General features: G+C 70.0%; 18 protein-coding genes. 3 read left to right on the top strand and 15 right to left on the bottom strand.

Going from position 1 to position 17,903, the window contains the following annotated elements; genetic code table 11:
* Positions 1-2: 2 nt before the first annotated feature.
* The 4 genes from ASF26_RS16425 to ASF26_RS16410 all read right to left on the bottom strand — a co-directional run bounded on the left by ASF26_RS16425 (position 3) and on the right by ASF26_RS16410 (position 4,242).
* A complete protein-coding gene (locus ASF26_RS16425) occupies positions 3-764 on the bottom strand; it encodes an amino acid ABC transporter ATP-binding protein (RefSeq protein ID WP_056256109.1) in 762 nt (253 codons plus the stop codon).
* Positions 761-1,894, bottom strand: coding sequence for an amino acid ABC transporter permease (locus tag ASF26_RS16420; protein WP_056256105.1), 1,134 nt, complete (start codon positions 1,892-1,894; stop codon positions 761-763). Before ASF26_RS16420 ends, ASF26_RS16425 begins: the two co-directional genes overlap by 4 nt.
* Before the next feature lie 2 nt (positions 1,895-1,896).
* Positions 1,897-3,057 carry an ABC transporter permease subunit gene (locus ASF26_RS16415; RefSeq protein ID WP_056256101.1) on the bottom strand — a complete coding sequence of 387 codons (1,161 nt, stop codon included), beginning with the start codon at positions 3,055-3,057 and terminating at the stop codon, positions 1,897-1,899.
* 177 nt (positions 3,058-3,234) lie between these two features.
* On the bottom strand, positions 3,235-4,242 hold the full coding sequence (locus ASF26_RS16410; RefSeq protein ID WP_056256098.1) for an amino acid ABC transporter substrate-binding protein: 1,008 nt from the start codon (positions 4,240-4,242) through the stop codon (positions 3,235-3,237).
* A 313-nt stretch (positions 4,243-4,555) separates the two neighbouring features.
* On the opposite strand from ASF26_RS16410, the gene metC reads away from it, so the two are divergent.
* The gene (metC, locus tag ASF26_RS16405; RefSeq protein ID WP_056256095.1) at positions 4,556-5,746 is read left to right on the top strand and encodes a cystathionine beta-lyase; all 1,191 of its coding nucleotides are present in this window, start codon (positions 4,556-4,558) and stop codon (positions 5,744-5,746) included.
* A gap of 34 nt (positions 5,747-5,780) precedes the next feature.
* Here the strand turns inward: metC and ASF26_RS16400 are convergent, their stop codons facing one another.
* From ASF26_RS16400 to ASF26_RS16380, 5 genes are all read right to left on the bottom strand, one after another.
* A complete protein-coding gene (locus tag ASF26_RS16400) occupies positions 5,781-6,413 on the bottom strand; it encodes a pyridoxamine 5'-phosphate oxidase family protein (protein ID WP_082477680.1) in 633 nt (210 codons plus the stop codon).
* The gene (locus ASF26_RS16395) at positions 6,400-6,741 is read right to left on the bottom strand and encodes a lipid-A-disaccharide synthase N-terminal domain-containing protein (protein WP_056256089.1); all 342 of its coding nucleotides are present in this window, start codon (positions 6,739-6,741) and stop codon (positions 6,400-6,402) included. The genes ASF26_RS16400 and ASF26_RS16395 overlap by 14 nt, the downstream gene beginning before the upstream one ends.
* Positions 6,742-6,744: 3 nt before the next feature.
* On the bottom strand, positions 6,745-7,512 hold the full coding sequence (locus ASF26_RS16390; RefSeq protein ID WP_056256084.1) for a glycosyltransferase family 2 protein: 768 nt from the start codon (positions 7,510-7,512) through the stop codon (positions 6,745-6,747).
* A complete protein-coding gene (locus ASF26_RS16385; RefSeq protein WP_056256081.1) occupies positions 7,509-9,233 on the bottom strand; it encodes a glycosyltransferase family 39 protein in 1,725 nt (574 codons plus the stop codon). Before ASF26_RS16385 ends, ASF26_RS16390 begins: the two co-directional genes overlap by 4 nt.
* 145 nt (positions 9,234-9,378) lie before the next feature.
* On the bottom strand, positions 9,379-10,407 hold the full coding sequence (locus ASF26_RS16380) for a GlxA family transcriptional regulator (protein WP_244475965.1): 1,029 nt from the start codon (positions 10,405-10,407) through the stop codon (positions 9,379-9,381).
* 85 nt (positions 10,408-10,492) lie between these two features.
* Here ASF26_RS16380 and ASF26_RS16375 point away from each other — a divergent pair, with 85 nt between their 5' ends.
* Positions 10,493-11,191 (top strand): DJ-1/PfpI family protein, encoded by a 699-nt coding sequence (locus ASF26_RS16375; protein ID WP_056256078.1) that lies wholly within the window; start codon positions 10,493-10,495, stop codon positions 11,189-11,191.
* Between the two features lie 3 nt (positions 11,192-11,194).
* On the opposite strand, the gene ASF26_RS16370 is transcribed toward ASF26_RS16375, so the two are convergent.
* Together ASF26_RS16370 and ASF26_RS16365 are read right to left on the bottom strand one after the other, a co-directional pair.
* Positions 11,195-11,665, bottom strand: a complete 471-nt coding sequence (locus ASF26_RS16370; protein WP_056256071.1) for a winged helix-turn-helix domain-containing protein — start codon at positions 11,663-11,665, stop codon at positions 11,195-11,197.
* A gap of 89 nt (positions 11,666-11,754) precedes the next feature.
* Positions 11,755-12,873: a replication protein RepA gene (locus ASF26_RS16365; protein WP_056149677.1), complete on the bottom strand. Its 1,119-nt coding sequence runs from the start codon at positions 12,871-12,873 to the stop codon at positions 11,755-11,757.
* Positions 12,874-13,575: 702 nt separating this feature from the next.
* Between ASF26_RS16365 and mazG the strand changes: the two genes are divergently transcribed.
* Complete coding sequence (mazG, locus tag ASF26_RS16360) at positions 13,576-14,406, top strand: nucleoside triphosphate pyrophosphohydrolase (RefSeq protein ID WP_082477679.1); 831 nt, start codon at positions 13,576-13,578, stop codon at positions 14,404-14,406.
* Between the two features lie 37 nt (positions 14,407-14,443).
* On the opposite strand, the gene ASF26_RS16355 is transcribed toward mazG, so the two are convergent.
* From ASF26_RS16355 to pabB, 4 genes are read right to left on the bottom strand one after another with little or no spacing between them, the layout of a single operon-like run.
* Complete coding sequence (locus tag ASF26_RS16355; RefSeq protein WP_056256066.1) at positions 14,444-14,836, bottom strand: DoxX family protein; 393 nt, start codon at positions 14,834-14,836, stop codon at positions 14,444-14,446.
* 29 nt (positions 14,837-14,865) lie between these two features.
* Positions 14,866-15,711 carry an aminodeoxychorismate lyase gene (locus tag ASF26_RS16350; protein WP_056256063.1) on the bottom strand — a complete coding sequence of 282 codons (846 nt, stop codon included), beginning with the start codon at positions 15,709-15,711 and terminating at the stop codon, positions 14,866-14,868.
* Positions 15,698-16,300 carry an aminodeoxychorismate/anthranilate synthase component II gene (locus tag ASF26_RS16345; protein ID WP_056256059.1) on the bottom strand — a complete coding sequence of 201 codons (603 nt, stop codon included), beginning with the start codon at positions 16,298-16,300 and terminating at the stop codon, positions 15,698-15,700. Before ASF26_RS16345 ends, ASF26_RS16350 begins: the two co-directional genes overlap by 14 nt.
* Positions 16,297-17,691 carry an aminodeoxychorismate synthase component I gene (gene pabB, locus ASF26_RS16340; protein WP_056256056.1) on the bottom strand — a complete coding sequence of 465 codons (1,395 nt, stop codon included), beginning with the start codon at positions 17,689-17,691 and terminating at the stop codon, positions 16,297-16,299. Before pabB ends, ASF26_RS16345 begins: the two co-directional genes overlap by 4 nt.
* Between the last annotated feature and the right edge of the window lie 212 nt (positions 17,692-17,903).

Here is a 17,903-nt window from a genome sequence, read left to right as displayed (position 1 = left end):
GGTCACAGGATCTGGCTGAGGAAGGCCTGGGTGCGGGCGTGGCGCGGCCTGTCGAAGAACTCGGCCGGCGGCGCCACCTCGATGACCTGGCCCTCGTCCATGAACACCACGCGGTCGGCGACCTCGCGGGCGAAGCCCATCTCGTGGGTGACGCAGAGCATGGTCATGCCGCCGCGCGCCAGCTCGGCCATGGTGTCGAGCACCTCCTTGACCATTTCCGGGTCCAGCGCCGAGGTCGGCTCGTCGAACAACATCACCTTTGGGCTCATGCACAAAGCGCGGGCGATCGCCACTCGCTGCTGCTGCCCGCCCGAGAGCTGGCCGGGAAATTTCCCCGCCAGCTGCGGGATGTGGACGCGCTCGAGATAGCCCATCGCGAGTTTCTCGGCCGCCGCCCGGCCCATCCGCTTCACGTGGATGGGGGCGAGCGTACAATTATCCAGCACGGTGAGATGGGCGAACAGGTTGAAGTGCTGGAACACCATGCCGACCTCGCGGCGCACGGCGTCCACGCTGGCCTGCGCCCCGGTGAGTTCGGTCCCGTCCACCCGGATCGTGCCCTGCTGGTGCGCCTCGAGTCCGTTGACGCAGCGGATCAGGGTCGATTTGCCCGAGCCCGAAGGGCCACAGATCACGATCTTCTCGGCCTTCGCCACCGTGAGGTCGACGTCGCGCAGGACGTGGTGGGCGCCGAACCACTTGTTGACGCCGGAGAGCGCGACGGCGGGGGAGGTCTGCGGTGCCTTCAAGGATTCACTCGTCATCGTCTCTCTCCCGCCGCGAGGCGGCGCTCGATGAACCCGGCATAGCGCGCCATGCCGAAGCAGACGGCGAAATAGACGAGGGCGGCGAAGATGTAGGCGGTGGCCGGGATGGTGGCGGCCGACCAGCGCGGATCGGCGCGCGAGGCTTCCAGCACGCGGATGAAATCGCTGATGCCGACGATGGAGACCAGGGTGGTGTCCTTGAACAGGCCGATCATCGTGTTGACGATGCCGGGCAGCGCCACCTTCAGGGCCTGGGGCAGGATGACGAGGCGCAGCGCCTGGCCCCGGCCGAGGCCGAGCGCCGCCGCCGCTTCGGCCTGCCCCTTCGGCACGGTCTGCAGCCCGCCGCGCACCACCTCGGCCATGTAGGCGGAGGCGAAGAGGGCGATGCCGACGAGGGGCCGCAGCAGGCGGTCCACGGTGATGTCGCCGGGCAGGAACAGGGGCAGCATCACGTTGGCCATGAACAGCACCGTGATCAGCGGCACCCCGCGCCAGAACTCGATGAAGGCGGTGGAGAGCACGCGCACCACCGGCAGGGTCGAGCGCCGCCCCAGCGCCAGCAGGATGCCGAGCGGCAAGGAGACGACGATGCCCACCGTGGCCACCACCACGGTGACGAGGAAGCCGCCCCACAGGCCCGTCGCCACCGAGGGGAGGCCGAGCGACGGCGCGCCCGAGAGGAGCAGGTAGGCGACGACCGGGAAGACCAGGAAGGCGAAGAGCGCGCCGAGATCGCGCCGGGGCGCCCCGAGCCAGAGCATCCATCCCGCGGCGAGGGCGAGCAGCGCGACGGCGAGGTTCGGGCGCCAGCGCTCCGGCGCGGGGTAAGAGCCGTAGGCGAGGTAGTTGATCTTGTCGGCGATGAAGGCCCAGCAGGCCCCCACCGGCCGCCCCGCCACCTCCGGCCGGCAGGCATCCCCCGACGCCCCGGTCCAGACCGCATCGATGACGAGGAAGCGGATCGCGATGGGCAGCAGCCAGGCGAGCAATCCCAGGATCAGCAGGGTGGTGAGCCCGTTGGCCGGGCTCGAGAACAGGTTCCGGCGCAGCCAGCCGAGCGGTCCGCCGACGGTGGCGGGCGGCGGGCGCGAGGCGACGAGATCGGCGCGGACGAATCGCCCCATCCTCAGCGCTCCACCATGGTCACGCGGCGATTGTAGAGGTTCATCAGGAAGGCCGTGGCGAGGCTGAGCGTGAGGTAGACCGCCATGGTGATCGCCACCACCTCCACCGCTTGGTTGGTCTGGTTAAGCACGGTGCCCATGAAGACGTGGACGAGATCGGGATAACCGATCAGCACGGCCAGCGACGAGTTCTTGGTGACGTTGAGATACTGGCTGGTGAGCGGCGGCACGATCGCCCGCATCGCCTGCGGAACCACCACGAGACGCAAGCTTTGGCCCCGGCTCAACCCCAAGGCGGAGGCCGCCTCCCCCTGCCCCCGCGCCACGCTGGAAAGGCCCGCCCGCACGATCTCCGCGATGAAGGCGGCGGTGTAGGTGGAGAGCCCGAGGACCAGGGCGGCGAATTCCGGCAGGATCGGCAGGCCGCCCTCGACATCGTAGGGGCCGCGCGCCGGCCAATCGACCGCGACCGGATGGCCTGCCAGCGCCAGCCCGATCCAGGCGAGACCCGGCAGGAGGACCGGCAGGGCGAGGCCCGGCAGCCAGACCCGGACCGGGGGCCGCCCGGCCTCCGCCGCGCGGCGCGCACGCCGTCGCAGGAGCGACAGGGCGGCGAGGCCGGCGAGGAAAGCGATCGGCACCAGCCAAGCGCTCCCCGAGAATTCGGGGGCGGGCAGGACGAGGCCGCGCTGCGAGACGAAGGCGCCCCCCAGGCTCGCCGGGGCCTCGGCCGAGGGCAGCGCGACCCGCACGGCCACGTACCAGACCAGGAGCTGCAGCAGCAGCGGCACGTTGCGGATTGCCTCGACATAGGCGGAGGCCAGCCCGCGCGCGAGGAGGTTCGGCGAGAGCCGGGCGATGCCCACCACGAAGCCGATCAGCGTGGCGAGCACGATGCCCAGCGCCGCAGCGAGCAGCGTGTTGCAGAGCCCCACCAGGAACGCGTCGAGATAGGTCGAGGTCGCCGCCGCGTAGGGGATCAGCCGCTGGCTGATGTCGAACCCGGCATTGCGCGACAGGAAGCCGAACCCGGCGACGATGCCCTGTTTCGCGAGCTTCTGCGCGGCATTGCCGGCAGCGAGATAGACGAGGCCGGCGACGGCGAGCGCAAGGACGATCTGGAGCGCGAGGGCGCGAAGGGAGCTCTTTCGGGATTCAGCCATGACGGCATCCTCCGCACGCGGCCCCTCTCCCCTCTGCGGGAGAGGGTGGCCTTCGCGTCAGCGAAGGTCGGGTGAGGGGAGCGCCCTCTCCGGAAAGACCTGTGCCAGCCCCTCTCCCGCCCGCTCCGCGGGCACCCTCCCCCGCGAAGGGGGGAGGGTCTTGCTCCCACACCCCCCTCACCGGATCGGAGGCCCGTATTGCAGGCCGCCCTGGTTCCAGAGGGCATTCAGGCCGCGCGGGATCTTCAGCGGTGTCTGCGCACCGACATTGCGCTCGAACGCGTCGCCGTAATTGCCCACATGACGGACGATCCGGTAGGCCCAGTCGGTGGTGAGCCCGAGGCCCTCGCCGTATTTGCCCTCGAGGCCGAGAATGCGCTTCACGTCGGGGCTGAGCGCCGACCGGCGCATCTCCTCGACATTGGCCTGCGTGATGCCCGCCTCCTCGGCGTCGATCATGGCGTAATGGGTCCAAGCGACGAGATCGCGCCACTGGTCGTCGCCCTGGCGCACGCCGGGGGCGAACGGCTCCTTCGAGATCGCCTCGTCGAGGATGACGTGCTCGTCCGGATGCGCCGTCTTCAGGCGCTCGCCGTAGAGGGAGGACTTGTCGGTGGAATAGGCGTCGCAGCGGCCGGATTCGTAGGCACCCAGCGTCTGCTCGCTATTGGCGAAGGTGACGACCTTGTAGGTCAGCCCCCACGTTCGGAACCAGTCGGCGAGGTTGAGCTCGGTGGTGGTGCCCTGCTGCAGGCAGATCGTCGCCCGGTCGAGCTGTTTCACCGACGTGAGGGCGAGGGACTTGCGCACCAGGAACCCCTGCCCGTCGTAGAAGGTGATGACCGGGAAGTTCATGGCGGCGGTGTCGCGCGACAGGGTCCAGGTGGTGTTGCGCGACAGGACGTCGATCTCGCCCGATTGCAGGGCGGTGAAGCGCGCGGCCGAGGATTGCGGGATGAACCGCACCTTGGCCGGATCGTCGAAGATCGCCGCCGCCAGCGCCCGGCAGAAATCCACGTCGAGCCCGCGCCACTGGCCCTGGCTGTCCGGAATGCTGAACCCCGCGACCCCGCCGCTGACGCCGCAGACAAGATGCCCCCGCGCCTTCACCTGGGCGAGGGTGCCTTCGGCAAGGGCAGGAGACGCGGTGAGGATGGCAAGGAGCGGGATCGAAACCAGTCGCATCCGCGCATTGCAGAGGATCGGCCGCCGTGGTCAAGCCGCCGCCTTCACCATCGTCATCCCGGGGCCGCGCAGCGGAGCCCGGGATCCAGACGCGTAGACGTTGCGAGGATGGATCGCGGTCACCTGGGTGAAGCAGTACGTGTTCCGGCATCCGCCATGGTTCCGGATTGCGCGCCGCTGGCGCGCCCCTTCGGGTCCGGGCTCGCCTTCGACAACCCGGAATGACGGTGGGCGTGGCCAGCGCGAGGTTGACGCATCGTCTCCCGCGAGGCTGAGGTTGCGGCGCAACCGCCCTCCCCGCATACGGGTTTCCATGTCGAACACCCCTCCCCGCGATCCCGCCCGCTTCGGCCCGGCCACACGCCTCGTCCATGCGGGGCGCGACCCCTCCGCGCAGCATGGCTTCGTCAACACGCCGATCTATCGCGGCTCGACGGTGCTGTTCCCGACCTATGACGACCTGCAGCACCGGCGCGGGCGCTACGATTACGGCACCAGCGGCTCGCCGACGATGGATTCGCTCACCCAAGCCTGGAGCGAGCTCGCCGGAGCGGCGGGCACGGTGCTGACGCCGTCCGGCCTCGCCGCCCTCACGGTCGCCCTGATGAGCGTGGTGAGCGCGGGCGACCATCTCCTCGTCACCGACAGCGCCTACCGCCCCACCCGCATCTTCTGCGACGGCGTGCTGAAACGCTTCGGCGTGGAGGTGACCTATTACGATCCCCTCGTCGGCGCCGGCATCGGCGAGTTGATGCGCGCGAATACGAAAGCGGTGCTGGTGGAGGCGCCGGGCTCGCAGAGCTTCGAGATGCAGGACGTGCCGGCCATCGCGGAGGTCGCCCATGCGCACGGTGCCGCCGTCATCATGGACAACACCTGGGCGACGCCACTGTTCTTCCCGCCGCATGAGCGGGGCGTCGACATCGCCGTGGAGGCGGGGACCAAATATCTCAGCGGCGGCTCGGACCTGCTCCTCGGCCTCACCTCGGCCAACGAGCGATACTGGCCGGCGCTCCACCGCACCTTCGAGCATTTCGCCATGTGCGCCGGGCCGGAGGATGCGTTCCTGGCGCTGCGCGGTCTGCGCACCATGAACCTGCGCCTGCGCGAGCACGAGCGCCAGGGCCTCGCCATGGCGCGCTGGATGCAGGCGCGGCCGGAGGTGCTGCGGGTGCTCCATCCGGCCCTGCCGGAGGATCCCGGCCACGCCATCTGGAAGCGGGACTTCTCCGGGTCGTCCGGCCTGTTCGGAGTTGTCCTCAAACCGGCTCCGGCGAACGCCGTGGCGGCGATGCTCGACGGGCTCGAATTGTTCGGGATGGGCTTTTCCTGGGGCGGCTTCGAGAGCCTCGTCATCCCGTTCGATTGCCGGACCTACCGCACCGCCACGCGCTGGGAGCCGGGCGGACCGGGCTTGCGCTTCCATATCGGCCTCGAGGAGATTTCGGATTTGCAGGCCGATCTCGATGCGGGGTTCGCACGATTGCGCGCGGCGATGGGATGAGCACCTCCCTCCTCTTTGTGGGGAGGAGGGTTTTTCACGGCGCCAGCCAGGTCCCCGCCCAGCCGTCGCCGTCCCGCTTCCAGGCGGCGCGCCGGTGTCCCCGCCGGTCGAGGAACAGGAATTCGAGCCGGGTGGCACTCACCTGAACCGCGCAGAAATTCGGCCGGCCGGCGGCGATGGCTGCGTCGGTCTCCGGCAGGGTATAGCCTTCGCCCGACGCGAGTTCGGTTCCGGGCCCCGGCGCCACGCCGTAGCAGACCCGGCTCATCGTCATCGACCCGTCCCAGGCGGCATCCGCCAGGGCATCGTCGGTATGAAGCGTGGCCGGGCCCGAGACCCGGATCTGGACCTTGCTCGCCGAATCGTAGCCGTGCAGCGCGGCCCGACCGGAGGCGGCAATCTCGGCCGCCTTGCGGGACCGGCGGTCGCAATGGAAGCGCAGGATCCCGGTCTGCCGCTCGGCCTCGCGCAGGACGATGGTGCGCACCTGCGGGCAGCCGTCGGCATCCACCGTGGCGAGAGCCGGCATGTGGAACGCGTTGCGGCGCAGCCTCGGCCCGTCCTCCAGAAGCCGCCAGAGATGGGCCAGGCTGGCGTCGAGATCGTCGAAGAAATCCGGCAGCGGAATCGTCGGGGGAGTCATACCGTGGACGTCACGGAACGGCATCCGTCCCGGGCTTCCGGCGCTTTTCTTTCAGGATCAGCGCAACGTTGCGGAGATAGATGCCCGTCGAGAGGGCCTGCCCGAAGATGATGACCGGCTCGCGCCGCACCAGCCCGTAGACCAGGGTCATCAGCCCGCCCGCGATGGAGAGGAACCAGAACGAGAGCGGCATGACGCTGCGGCCGGCCTTCTCGCTCGCCAGCCATTGCAGGATGAAGCGGGCGCCGAACACCACCTGGGCCAGGATGCCGAAGACGAGCCAGCCGTCGAACTTGGTGACGAAGATGTCATAGGCGTAGCCGCCCAGGTCTTCCGAAAGCTGCATCAGCATGAGTCAGGCCTCCCTGTCCGTGACGAGCACGACCTCCACCGCCTCGGGCGAGGGCCGCTTGCGGCGGATCAGCCACCACACCCCCGCGAGATCGAGGAGCCCGACCCAGAGCCGATCGAACAGGCCGTAATTGGAGCGCCCGGTAAAGCGCGGCCGGTCGACCACATCGGCATGGACCACGCGGTAGCCCTCGCGGGCAACGAGGGCCGGCATGAAGCGGTGCAGCGCATCGAAATAGGGCAGCGCCCGGTAGACCTCGCGCCGGAACACCTTCATGCCGCAGCCGGTATCGCGGGTGTCGTCCTTGAGGATGCGGCCGCGCACGCCGTTGGCGATGCGCGATTGCAGGCTCTTCAGGCGCCCGTCCTTGCGGCCGACGCGCTGGCCCTGGGCCAGGCCCGTGCTCCGGCCGCCCTCCTCCAGGGCCGCTACCAAGGCGGGGATGAAGGCGGGGTCGTTCTGGCCGTCGCCGTCGAGGGTGGCGATGAGGGCGCCCCGCGCCACGGCGACGCCGCTGCGGATCGCGGCCGATTGCCCGCCGCTGCGGGCATGGCGGACCACGCGCAGCCAGGGCCGGGTACGGCGCAGATCCGCGAGGATCGCCCCCGTGGCGTCGGTGGAGCCGTCATCGACATAGATCACCTCGAACGGGGACAGGGCCGAGCAGGCGCGCTCGATCTCGGTGACGAGGCTCTCGACATTGCCGGCCTCGTTCTTCACCGGGACGACGATGGACAAGCGGGTGGAGGGGGCTGTGTCGGTTTGGGTCACGGGGTCACCGCATAGGCCGAGAGGTCGATCCGCCGGCCGCTGTTGATGTTGAAGCCGGAGACCCGGCCCACCGGGGCAGCCTTAACGCTTGTTTCCGCCCGCCGGAACTCGTCCAGGAACGGCTCGGTGACGAAGACGAGGCGGCAGCCGCCCCCTGCCAGGAACTCCGCCGCCTCGGCCCCGGTATTCAGCATGGCGAGATCGGTCCCGATGAGGAAGACGAGGCTCGGCTCGCGGTAGCCGAGGCTGCCGACCTTCGGGGCGGCGCAGGGCAGCCCGTCGCGGAGGGTGGCGAGGCGCGGCGAGACCTTCAGCGCCGCGAGCACCGGCTGGGTCAGGCCGAACACCGCCGGCGAGAGAAGGGCCGAGGCCAGGATGGCGCAGGCCAGCGCCCGTTCGGGCAGGCGGCGCGCGAACAGGACGACAGCGAGGATCGCGGCGGCGCAGGAGGCCAGCAACAGCGGCAGCCCGGCGACGGGGATCACGTGGTCGAAGGTCCAGGCCACCCCGACGAGGCCGAAGGTCAGGCCGACGGGGATCAGCACCACCAGGGCGGCCACGGCCCTGGCTCCCCGCCGGCCCGGATCGAGGGCGCCGCGCGCCACGGCCAGGAGGGTGAGGATCGCCACGGCCGGCATCAGCGGCAGGACGTAGTGCGGCAGCTTGGTCGGTACGGCCTCGAACACGATCCAGGCGGGCACGATCCAGGCGAGGAGGAACGCGATTGCATCGTCGCGCCGGTTGGCGAAGGCGAAGGGCGCGCTCAGCGCCGCGAAGGCGGCCCCCGGCCAGAAGGTGGCGAAGAACACCGCCAGATAGGTGCCGGGCGGCGCGCCGTGCTTCTCGGCGGCTCCCCCCACCTTGCCGAGCATGTCGCGACCCACCGCCTCGCCAAAGAACGCGCCGCCGCTCTTCCACGCGATGGCGACGAACCAGGGGGCGACGATGGCCAGGGTCAGCCCGAGGCCGAGGCCGGGACGCAGGTCCATGAGCCAGCGGCCGGACCGCTCCTTCAGCGACAGCGCGAGCGCGGCGAGCCCGACGAAGAGGGGCACCATCGGCCCCTTGATCAGGATGCCGATCGCCATGGCCAGCCAGAACACCAGCACGGTCGTGAGATCGGGCCGGCCCCGCGTCCGTCCGGGCGTGATCCGGCCGAGCCAGACCCGCGCCAGCGCGCCCATCGCGGCGACCGAGCAGGCGGTGAGGATGGCGTCCGTCTTGGCGAGGCGCGCCTCCGCCGAGATCATGATGCAGGCCGAGAACAGAGCGGCGGCGACGAGCGCCCCCCGGCGCGGCAGGAAGGCGAGGGCCGCCCAATAGGTGAACAGGCTCGCCAGCAGCGCGCCGATCAGCGAGGGCACGCGGTAGAGCGCGATGGTGGTGCGGGCCCGGTCGACCCCCAGGGCCTCGGCCCCCTTCACCACCGCGGCCTGTGCCCAGTAGATCCCCACTGGCTTCTTGTGGCGTGCCTCGCCCTGGAATCGGATGTCGACGATGTCGCCGGTCTCGATCATCTGCTTCGACGCCTGGGCGAAGCGCGGCTCGTCGCGGTCCATCGGCTGGAGCGAGACGAAGCCCGGCAGGAAACAGACGAGGCAGAGAGCCAGGAGCAGGGCGCAGGCGCGGGCATGGCTCGCCGAGGCCGCCTCGATCAGCCTGTCGAGGAAGCCCGATTCGGCGCCGGGCGGGACGGCATGTCCGGCATCGGCAATTTTCATGAGACGGGACGCAATGGGGCGGACATGGGGCGGCTCCGGGCCGACGGGCAGCCCTTGACGATCGGTCGATGCCGCGACGGGCGGCGGTGTCGATGATGCGGCCGGGAAAGTCAAATTCGCCCGCATCGGAGGAGGGCTGCCAGGATCACGCAAAAGCAGCGAAACGACGGCGGTAATCGCCGGGCGTCGTCGCGATCCGGCGCAGGAAGACCCGGCGCAGGGTCTCCTCCGCACCAAAGCCACAGCGTTCGGCGATGCGCTTCAGCGGCAGGTCGGTTTCCTCCAGCAGCCGGCGGGCGGCCTCGAAGCGGATGCCCTCCATCGCCTCGGCCGGGCTGCGGCCCGTCGCGGCGCGGTAATGCCGGGCGAAGCTGCGCGGGCTCATCCCGGCCCGGTCGGCCAGGGCGGGGATCGTCAGATCGGCGGCGAGGTTCTCGCCGATCCAGGCATGGAGGCGGCCGAACCGGTCGTCGCCGGCCTGGAGCGAGAGGGCGGCGCTGAACTGGGCCTGCCCGCCGGGCCGCTTGAGGAACACGACGAGGTGACGCGCCACGGCCAGGGACATCTCCCGCCCGAGATCGGCCTCCACCAGGGCGAGCGCGAGATCGATGCCGGCGGTGACTCCGGCCGAGGTCCAGAGCCCGCCGTCACGGATGAAGATCGGGTCGGCCTCGACCCTCGCCGCCGGATAGAGAGCCCGGAGGGCATCGCAACGGGTCCAGTGGGTGACCACCCGGCGGCCGTCGAGGAGGCCCGCCGCCCCGAGGAGGAAGGCGCCGGTGCAGACCGAGGCGACGCGGCGCGACCGGGCGGCCCGCGCGCGCAGCCAGCTCCGAAGGTCGGCATTGTCGAGCTGGGCCTGAACCCCTCGCCCGCCGGCGACGATCAGCGTGTCGATGGAGCCGGTATCCGGAACCAGCCCCTCGGCCGTCAGCGCGAGGCCCGACGAGGTGGCGACGGAGCCGGCGCGCTCGGCGACGACGCTGACGCGATAAGGGGATGGCCGGCCGGCATCGACGAAAAGGTCGTTGGCGGTGGCAAAGACCTGGAGCGGACCGGCCACATCGAGGAGTTGCACCCCGGGATAGGCCAAGATCGCCACGGTGATGATCGCCCCGGCTAGGGGCGGCTCCAGAAGCGGGCGGTTTGGCAGGATAGGAGGGTTTTTGGTCATGTCGGCCGGCAACCTGCGCCGGTATCGTCGCACCTGTCCAGTCGCGGACTTTCCGTTGCCGCCCCCCCTCCCGGAGACCCTTGCCATGTCCCAGACCGAGATCCGCTTCGAGATCGGCCTCCTGACCTTCGAGGGCGTGCAGCAGCTCGACCTCACCGCGCCCTACGAGGTCTTCGCCTCGCTGCCGGGGGCGCGCGTCCATCTCGTCGGCCTCGACCGCGCCACCATCGTCAGCGCCACCGGATTGCCGCTGACGCCCACGACGGATCTTACCGCCTGCCCGCCCCTCGACCTCCTGTGCATTCCGGGCGGGATCGGCGTGAACGCCCTGATGACGCACGCGCCCGTGCTCGATTTCGTGCGCGCCCAGGCCGAGCGGCCGATCCTCGTCACCTCGGTCTGCACCGGCGCCCTCATCCTCGGGGCGGCGGGCCTGCTGCGGGGGAAGCGCGCGACGACCCATTGGGGCGCCCTCGACCTGCTGGCCGCGTTCGGGGCGATCCCGGTCGACGAGCGGATCGTGCGCGACGGACGGATCATCACCGGAGGCGGCGTCACGGCCGGCCTCGATTTCGCCCTCGCGGCGGTGGCCGAGCTCGCGGGTCGGATCGAGGCCGAGACGATCCAGCTGGCCCTCGAATACGCGCCGGCCCCGCCCTTCTCGGCGGGCCATCCCGGCACGGCCTCGCCCGAGGTGGTGGCGGCCGCCCGCGCGCGATTCGCCGCCTCGCGCGCCGCCCGCGAAGAGATCATCGCGGGGATCACCGGGAACGGGCGGTTCTGAGCCTCATGCGTCATCGGGCCCGGAGGCGAGGGCATAGACCGCGTCGCCGAGACGCTGGAACGGACCGTCGGGTCCCGAGCGCTTCCAGAGCCGGGTGTTGAGGGCGGCCACCGGGTCGATGCCGGGGACCGACAGGCCGCGCAGGGTCAGTCCCTCCAGGATCTCGGCGGCATGGAGGGGACGGCCCGCCTCCTCGAGGATCTCGGAGGCCGCCTCCATGAGGAGACGGCCCTCGCGCCGGGCCTGCGACCGGTCGCCGCCGGATTCACCGGCAGGCTCTTCGCTTACCGTATCCGGCGACGGGGCGACCGGGGCCGGATCGCGCCGCCCGTCCACTGCTCCTCGGACGGGCACGGATATCCGCCGGCCGATATCGAGGAAGAGCGTGAGGTCGGCGATGACCCGCTCGATGCGGGACCGTTCACGATAGAGGTCGGAGAGGCGCGCCTCGGCCTCGGCTTCCGTCAGGAACATGGTGGCACCTCTGGAATATTCCAATTATGGAATATCTAGCAGAAGACGCATCATAATGGAATATTCCAAACGGATATTTGGAAGATGCCTCAGCCCGCGAGAGCGCGCCGTGCCGCACCGGCCTTGGATGCGCCCGCCTTCGCCCCACCGAGCCTGGGCGGCACCAGCAGGGCGCTGGGATGGGCGGGCTGGAGCATCATGCCGGCCTCGTCGAGGGAGACGGGCAGTTTCGGGAAGACCTCCTGCATATGGGCCAGATCGGCCTTGAACGCCTGCCGGAAGCTGCGGATGCTGGCATTGTCAGCGCCGAACTGGCTGTGCAGATTGGCCCAGGTCAGCCGCAGCGGGCGCTGCAGGACGCGCAGGCGGTAGCCGAGCCAGAACAGGAGATCGAGCTTGCGGGCCGATCCGGCGAAGGCGCGGGCCGCGCGGATATCCACCGGCAGGGCGTGCTGGATCAGGTTGTCGTAGAAATCCTGGTGGAACTGGACGGTCTTCGACCAGACCTGCCCCTCCCCCGATCCGTGCGAGAGCCAGAGGTCGAGCTGGCGGAAGGGCGGCACGTTAAGGGTGCTGGCCTTGTCGCTGCCGTCCCAGAGGCCGATCTGCAGGGTGCAGGCGGCGAGCCGGTTGAGCTGTTCCTTGAACTGCCGGATCGTGCCGCGCTCGCCGCCGGTGACGGAAAATCCCATCTCCTTCATGAAGCCCGACAGGCTGTCGGCCACCGTGATGGTGGGGCTGCGCTGGCGCACCGCCTCGGTGCAGAGATGCAGCAGGACGAGGCGGGCCTTGGGGCCGTAGGGCAGGCCCTGGAACTCCATCTCGCCATTGACCGGGTTCTTGAGGCGACCGGCCAGCAGGCTGAGGGAGTTGCGGCCGTATTCCCGGAAGAACTCGCGGGCATCGCCCGGATCGCGATAAGGCAGGCCGCACAGGGCCAGCACGCTGTGGATGTGCTGCAGGTTCTCCGGCAGGGTCGGTTCGTTCTCGATGACCTCGCGCACCATGTCGCGCCGGCGCCGGTCGCGGGGCATGGCGCCGCGCATGTCGGCGGCCTCGCGCAGGATCGAGGCCTCGGCGTCGCGGGCACGCTGCCGGTGGAGGATGTGCTCGACGATGCTTCCGAACAGGAAGCTGCCGCGGCCGGCCTCGACCTCCTCCAAGAGGTCGGGATCACGGATCTGGGCGAGCTTCTCCTCGATCCCCATGGCTGTCATCGATACCGGCGGCTCTCGTCACTGAACGTCCGCCATCGCACGATTCCGAGGCCAGGAGTCGCCGGGGCCGGATCTTATCCCGACAATCCACGGGCCCGGCCACGAAAGCCGGCAACCGGGGGATGCGCCGCACCCGTTCGGCGATCCCGCCACCGGAAGAGACCGCCACCTGGCCGTTCCGGCGCCTACGCAGAGTTCGATACGGGCCGGAATTCCGTTCTATCCCCATACTTCACCGGCAAACCCCGTTCTCCCCGCAGAATTCCATACGGATCGGCGCAGAATCCCATACGGATCTGGGCCGCGACAGCGCAGAATCCGATACGGAGCCACGCAGAGTTCGATACGTCCCCGCGCAGAGTTCGATACGCGAAAGGGGCTCAACCCACGGGACGATCACGCGAATTCGCCGTCCCATATAACTTGCTGAACTGACTCTCTAAAAAGAGGTTACTGATATCTTTCCTAAGGGCCCGGTGGATCGTTCGTTTTGCCGGACGGCACGGTTTTTTGATCGATATCTTGGAATTTCCAGGATTCCTCCTCTCCCGGTCCACAGGTTCGGCACAGACGAGGATGGACCGCGCACCTTGCGACAGCGGGTTGAGGGAACCCCGCCGCGTGGCCTAACCCTGGTCCGACACTCGCTTCCGCTTCTCCCCGATCCTCCGATTTCCCAAGCGTGGTGAACCCGTGACATCCGACTCGCCGATCGAGACCCTGCTGCGATTGATGGCGGCGCTGCGCGATCCCGAACGGGGCTGCGCCTGGGACCAGGTCCAGACCCTCGAAACCCTCGCGCCTTACACGCTGGAGGAAGCCTACGAGGTGGTGGACGCCATTGAGCGCGGCGATCTCGACGAGCTGAAAGGCGAACTCGGCGACCTCCTGCTCCAGGTCGTGTTCCAGGCGCGGGTCGCCGAGGAGGCCGGGAGCTTCGCCTTCGACGACGTGGTCCGGACGATCTGCGCCAAGCTGATCCGGCGGCATCCGCATGTGTTCGAGGCGGATGGGTCGCCGCTGGCGGACGGTCCCGAGCGCCTGAGCCTGGCGCAGCTCGACGCCAATTGGACCGCCTCGAAAGCAGCGGAGCGGTCGGAGAAGACGGGACCGTCCGAACACGCCGGGGGCGACCTTCTCGGCTCCGTCGCCAAGGCCCTGCCCGCCCTCACCCGGGCCGAGAAGATCAGCCGCAACGCGGCGCGGCACGGATTCGACTGGCCCGACGCGGCCTCGGTCATCGCCAAGATCCGCGAGGAGGTGGACGAGGTCGCCGACGCGCTCGGGCGGGACGACCCGGATCACCTCGCCGAGGAGATCGGCGACCTGCTCTTCGCGGTGGTGAATCTCGCCCGGCATTCCGGAATAGACCCGGAATATTCTTTGAAAAGAGGGAATATCAAGTTCGAGCGGCGCTTCCACGCCATGGCGGCTTTGATCGCGAAGGATGGGACAAGCCTGGAAGAGGCCGATCTTCCCGCCATGGAGGCCGCCTGGCAGCGGGTGAAGCGTTCGGAAGCCTGATCGCCGGCAGGCTTCGGTCCGTTCGGCCGCCCGCGCTCTACCGCCGCCCGAACGGCCAATCGACGATCCGCGTGGCGTGGAGCGCCCACCAGACCAGAACCGGCTGCAGGGCGAGGCGGGGGCCGTGATACCACCAGCTGTCGGGTAGGCCGGGAACGGAGATCCCCTCGACCGCGTGCTTGATGTTGGCCGGGAACACGCAGATCGCGTAGGCGGCCAGGGCGTAGCCGGCGGCGCGGCGGGTGCGCGCGACGAACAGGCCCGCCACGCAGGCGAGTTCGTAGAGACCCGTCAGGATGACGACCTGCCTCGGCCAGGGCACCCAATCGGGCATGATCGGCAGGAAGCTGTCGGTGGCCGCGAGGTGGAGGAGGCCGATTCCGCCATAGAGCGCGGCGAGGCCGAGCCGCGAGAGCAAGCGGCTGTGCATTGGGGCCTCCGTCGTGATGGTCTCCGGCCTCACGCCACTTCCGGCGCGACGCCGCATTCCTCGGCGATGAGACGGCGGAGCCCGTGGCTCAACGCGGCGACGGCTTCGTGCCCGCCGGGAAACGCCGTCGTCCCGATCGCCGTGACGGGGGACAGGCCGCGCAGGGAATTGGTCATGAGCACCGCCTCGGCGGCCAGGACCTCCTCGAGGGCGAGGGAGCGTTCCGTGGTCCCGATGCCGAGGGATTGCGCCAAGCCGAGAACCTGCGCGCGGACGATGCCGGGCAGCACGCCGTCCGACAGGGGCGGGGTGACGAGGCGCCCGTCCAGGATTGCGAACAGGTTGCCGGTCCCGGCGCAGGCGAGGTGGCCTTTGGTGTTGAGGAACAGGGCCTCGTCGAATCCCCGCGCCCTCGCCTCGCGGGCGGCGAGGATGGCGTCGAGATAGCCCAGCGTCTTGATCCTCGCGGCCGGCGAGGTCTCGTTGCGGCGGATCTCGCTCGGAGACAGCGAGACCGGCGCGAACCCCGATCCCGCCCGGCGCGGCGCGGCGGTGATCCACCAGACCGGCCGGGCCGGCTCCGGCGGGGCGAGGCCGCGCGGGCCGGAGCCGCGGGTGATCGTGGTGCGGAGCGCGCCGTCGCCGATGGCAGCGGCCACGAGGCGCATCGCCTCCCCCACCGCCTCCCGGTCGATGGCAAAGCCCAGATCCCCGGCCGAGGCGGCGAGCCGGGCGAGATGCGCCTCATGGAAGGCGAGGCGGCCGCCGAGGCAGAGGGCCGTGTCGAAGAGGCCGTCCCCGAGGGTCAGGCCCCGGTCGGCGAGGTCGAAACCGTGACGGCTGCCCTCGTGGAGGGCGCCGTCAAACCACAGCATCGCGGCTCTCCCGCCACCGGCGCGCCAGATCGAGGAAGTTGCCGAACACCGCGTGGCCGTTCTCGGTCAGCACCGATTCCGGGTGGAACTGCACGCCCATCGTCGGGTGGCGCCGGTGCGACAGGGCCATCACCTCGCCCTCCCCCGACACGGCGTCGATAACGAGGGATTCGTCCATGCCGGGCTGGGGCGTGACGATGAGGGAATGGTAGCGGCCCACCTGCATCGGGTCGGGCAGGCCCGCGAACAGGCCGGACCCGCCATGCCGGATCGCCGTCGCCTGGCCGTGGAGCGGCCGCGCCGCCCGCTCGACCCGGCCGCCGAAGGCCGCGCCGATGGCCTGGTGGCCGAGGCAGACGCCGAGGATCGGGATCTCGCCGGACAGGGCCTCGATGGCGGGCAGGGTCACGCCGGCCTCGTTGGGGGTGCAGGGGCCGGGCGAGAGGATCAGCGCCTCGGGGGCGAGCGCGCGGATGCCGGCGACGTCGACGGCGTCGTTGCGCAGCACCCTCACCTCCTGGCCGAGCTCCTCCACGTAGCGCACCACGTTGAAGACGAAGGAATCGTAATTGTCGACAACGAGGATCATGGTGTCCCGCCCTCGTTCCGGTCGGGCTCGAAGGCGGCGAAGACCCGCGCCGCCTTGGTCAGGGTCTCCTCGTATTCGGCGGCCGGGTCGGAGAGGAGCGTCACCCCTCCCCCGGCCTGGAGCACGGCGCGGGCCTCGTCCATGAACACGGTGCGGATGGCGATGGAGGTGTCGAGCGACCCGTCGAACCCGATGGCACCGATGGCGCCGCAATAGAGCTCGCGGGCATCGCCCTCGATCTCCGTGATGATGTCCATGGCGCGCAGTTTCGGCGCCCCGGTGATCGAGCCGCCGGGAAAGGTGGCGGCGATCAGGTCGATGGCGTCGAGCCCATGGCGCAGGGTCCCGGTCACCACCGAGACGAGGTGATGGACCGAGGCGTAGGATTCGAGACCGCACAGGACCGGCACCTTGACGCTGTGCGGCTCGCAGATGCGCGAGAGGTCGTTGCGCAGGAGATCGACGATCATGATGTTCTCGGCCCGCTCCTTGACGTTGGCCTGGAGCGCTTCGCCCAGAGCCCGGTCCTCGGCGGGATCCTCCACCCGGCGCACGGTGCCCTTGATCGGCCGTGTCTCCACCGCCCGGCCCTGCAGCTTCATGAAGCGCTCGGGGCTGCTCGACGCGATGGTGAGGGCGTCGAAGGACAGGTAGGCGCCGAAGGTCGCCGGGTTGGTCTCGCGCAGGCGGTGATAGAGCGAGAAGGCGTCGAAGCCCGGCGGCAGTGCCGCCTCGAAGCGCTGGGCGATGTTGGCCTGGTAGATGTCACCGGCCCGAATGTAGTCGCGGACCGTCTCCACAGCGGCCTCGTAGGAGGCACTGGTGAAGTTGGAGCGCCAGGCGAGCGCCGGCGCCTCTGCCCTCGGCCGAGGGCTACCGGCGGCCAGCAGCTCCGCGAAACGGTCGAGCCGCGCCCGTGCCCTGTCGGCGCGGGCGGATTCCGTGAGTTCCGGAAAGCCGGTGGCGATGAGCCGGCAGGTGCAGCTGTCATGGTCGATGGACAGGATCGTGTCGTAGAAATTGAAGGCGATGTCGTCGGTGAGGCCGGCGCGGCGGGCCGGCGGCGTCACCCGTTCCAGGCGCGCGCCGAGATCGTAGGCGACATAGCCGATGGCCCCGCCGGGAAAGCCGGTTCCCTCGTCGCCCGCCAGCCGGTAGGGCGCGAGGCAGGCGCGCAGGGCATCCAGGCCGGACCCCTCGAGCGGGTGTCCGTCCAGAGTCGCGCGGCCGTTCGCGTAGCGGAACCGCCCGAACGGGTCTGCGGCCACGATCGAGACGCGTCCCAGGGTCTCGTGGCGCATGGCGCTGTCGAGGAAGGCCAGCCCCGGCAGGGACGAGAACGCCTCCGCCGCCGCGACGGGATCGATGAAGGGGATCTCGCGGGTCCACATGATGCTGTCGGACTTAAGAGCTTCGCGCGGGCTGGGACACGGGCCCCTCCTGCGGCATGGTTTCCTGATAACGCGCCACAGGTGACACGGGTCGCCGTTCGACGGAAGCCGCGCGGGCTGCATGGGCCGTGCAGGCTGTCGGCATGGTGCCCGGAACCGCCGCCCTCGCAACCGCGCGAGGATGGGCGTATAGGGAGACCGCAACCCGGCAC

The sequence above is a fragment of the Methylobacterium sp. Leaf93 genome, assembly GCF_001422345.1.
GTDB classification, from domain to species: Bacteria; Pseudomonadota; Alphaproteobacteria; order Rhizobiales; family Beijerinckiaceae; genus Methylobacterium; species Methylobacterium bullatum.
Note: the sequence above shows the minus strand (reverse complement) of the source record. Positions and strands in the feature narration are given on the sequence as shown.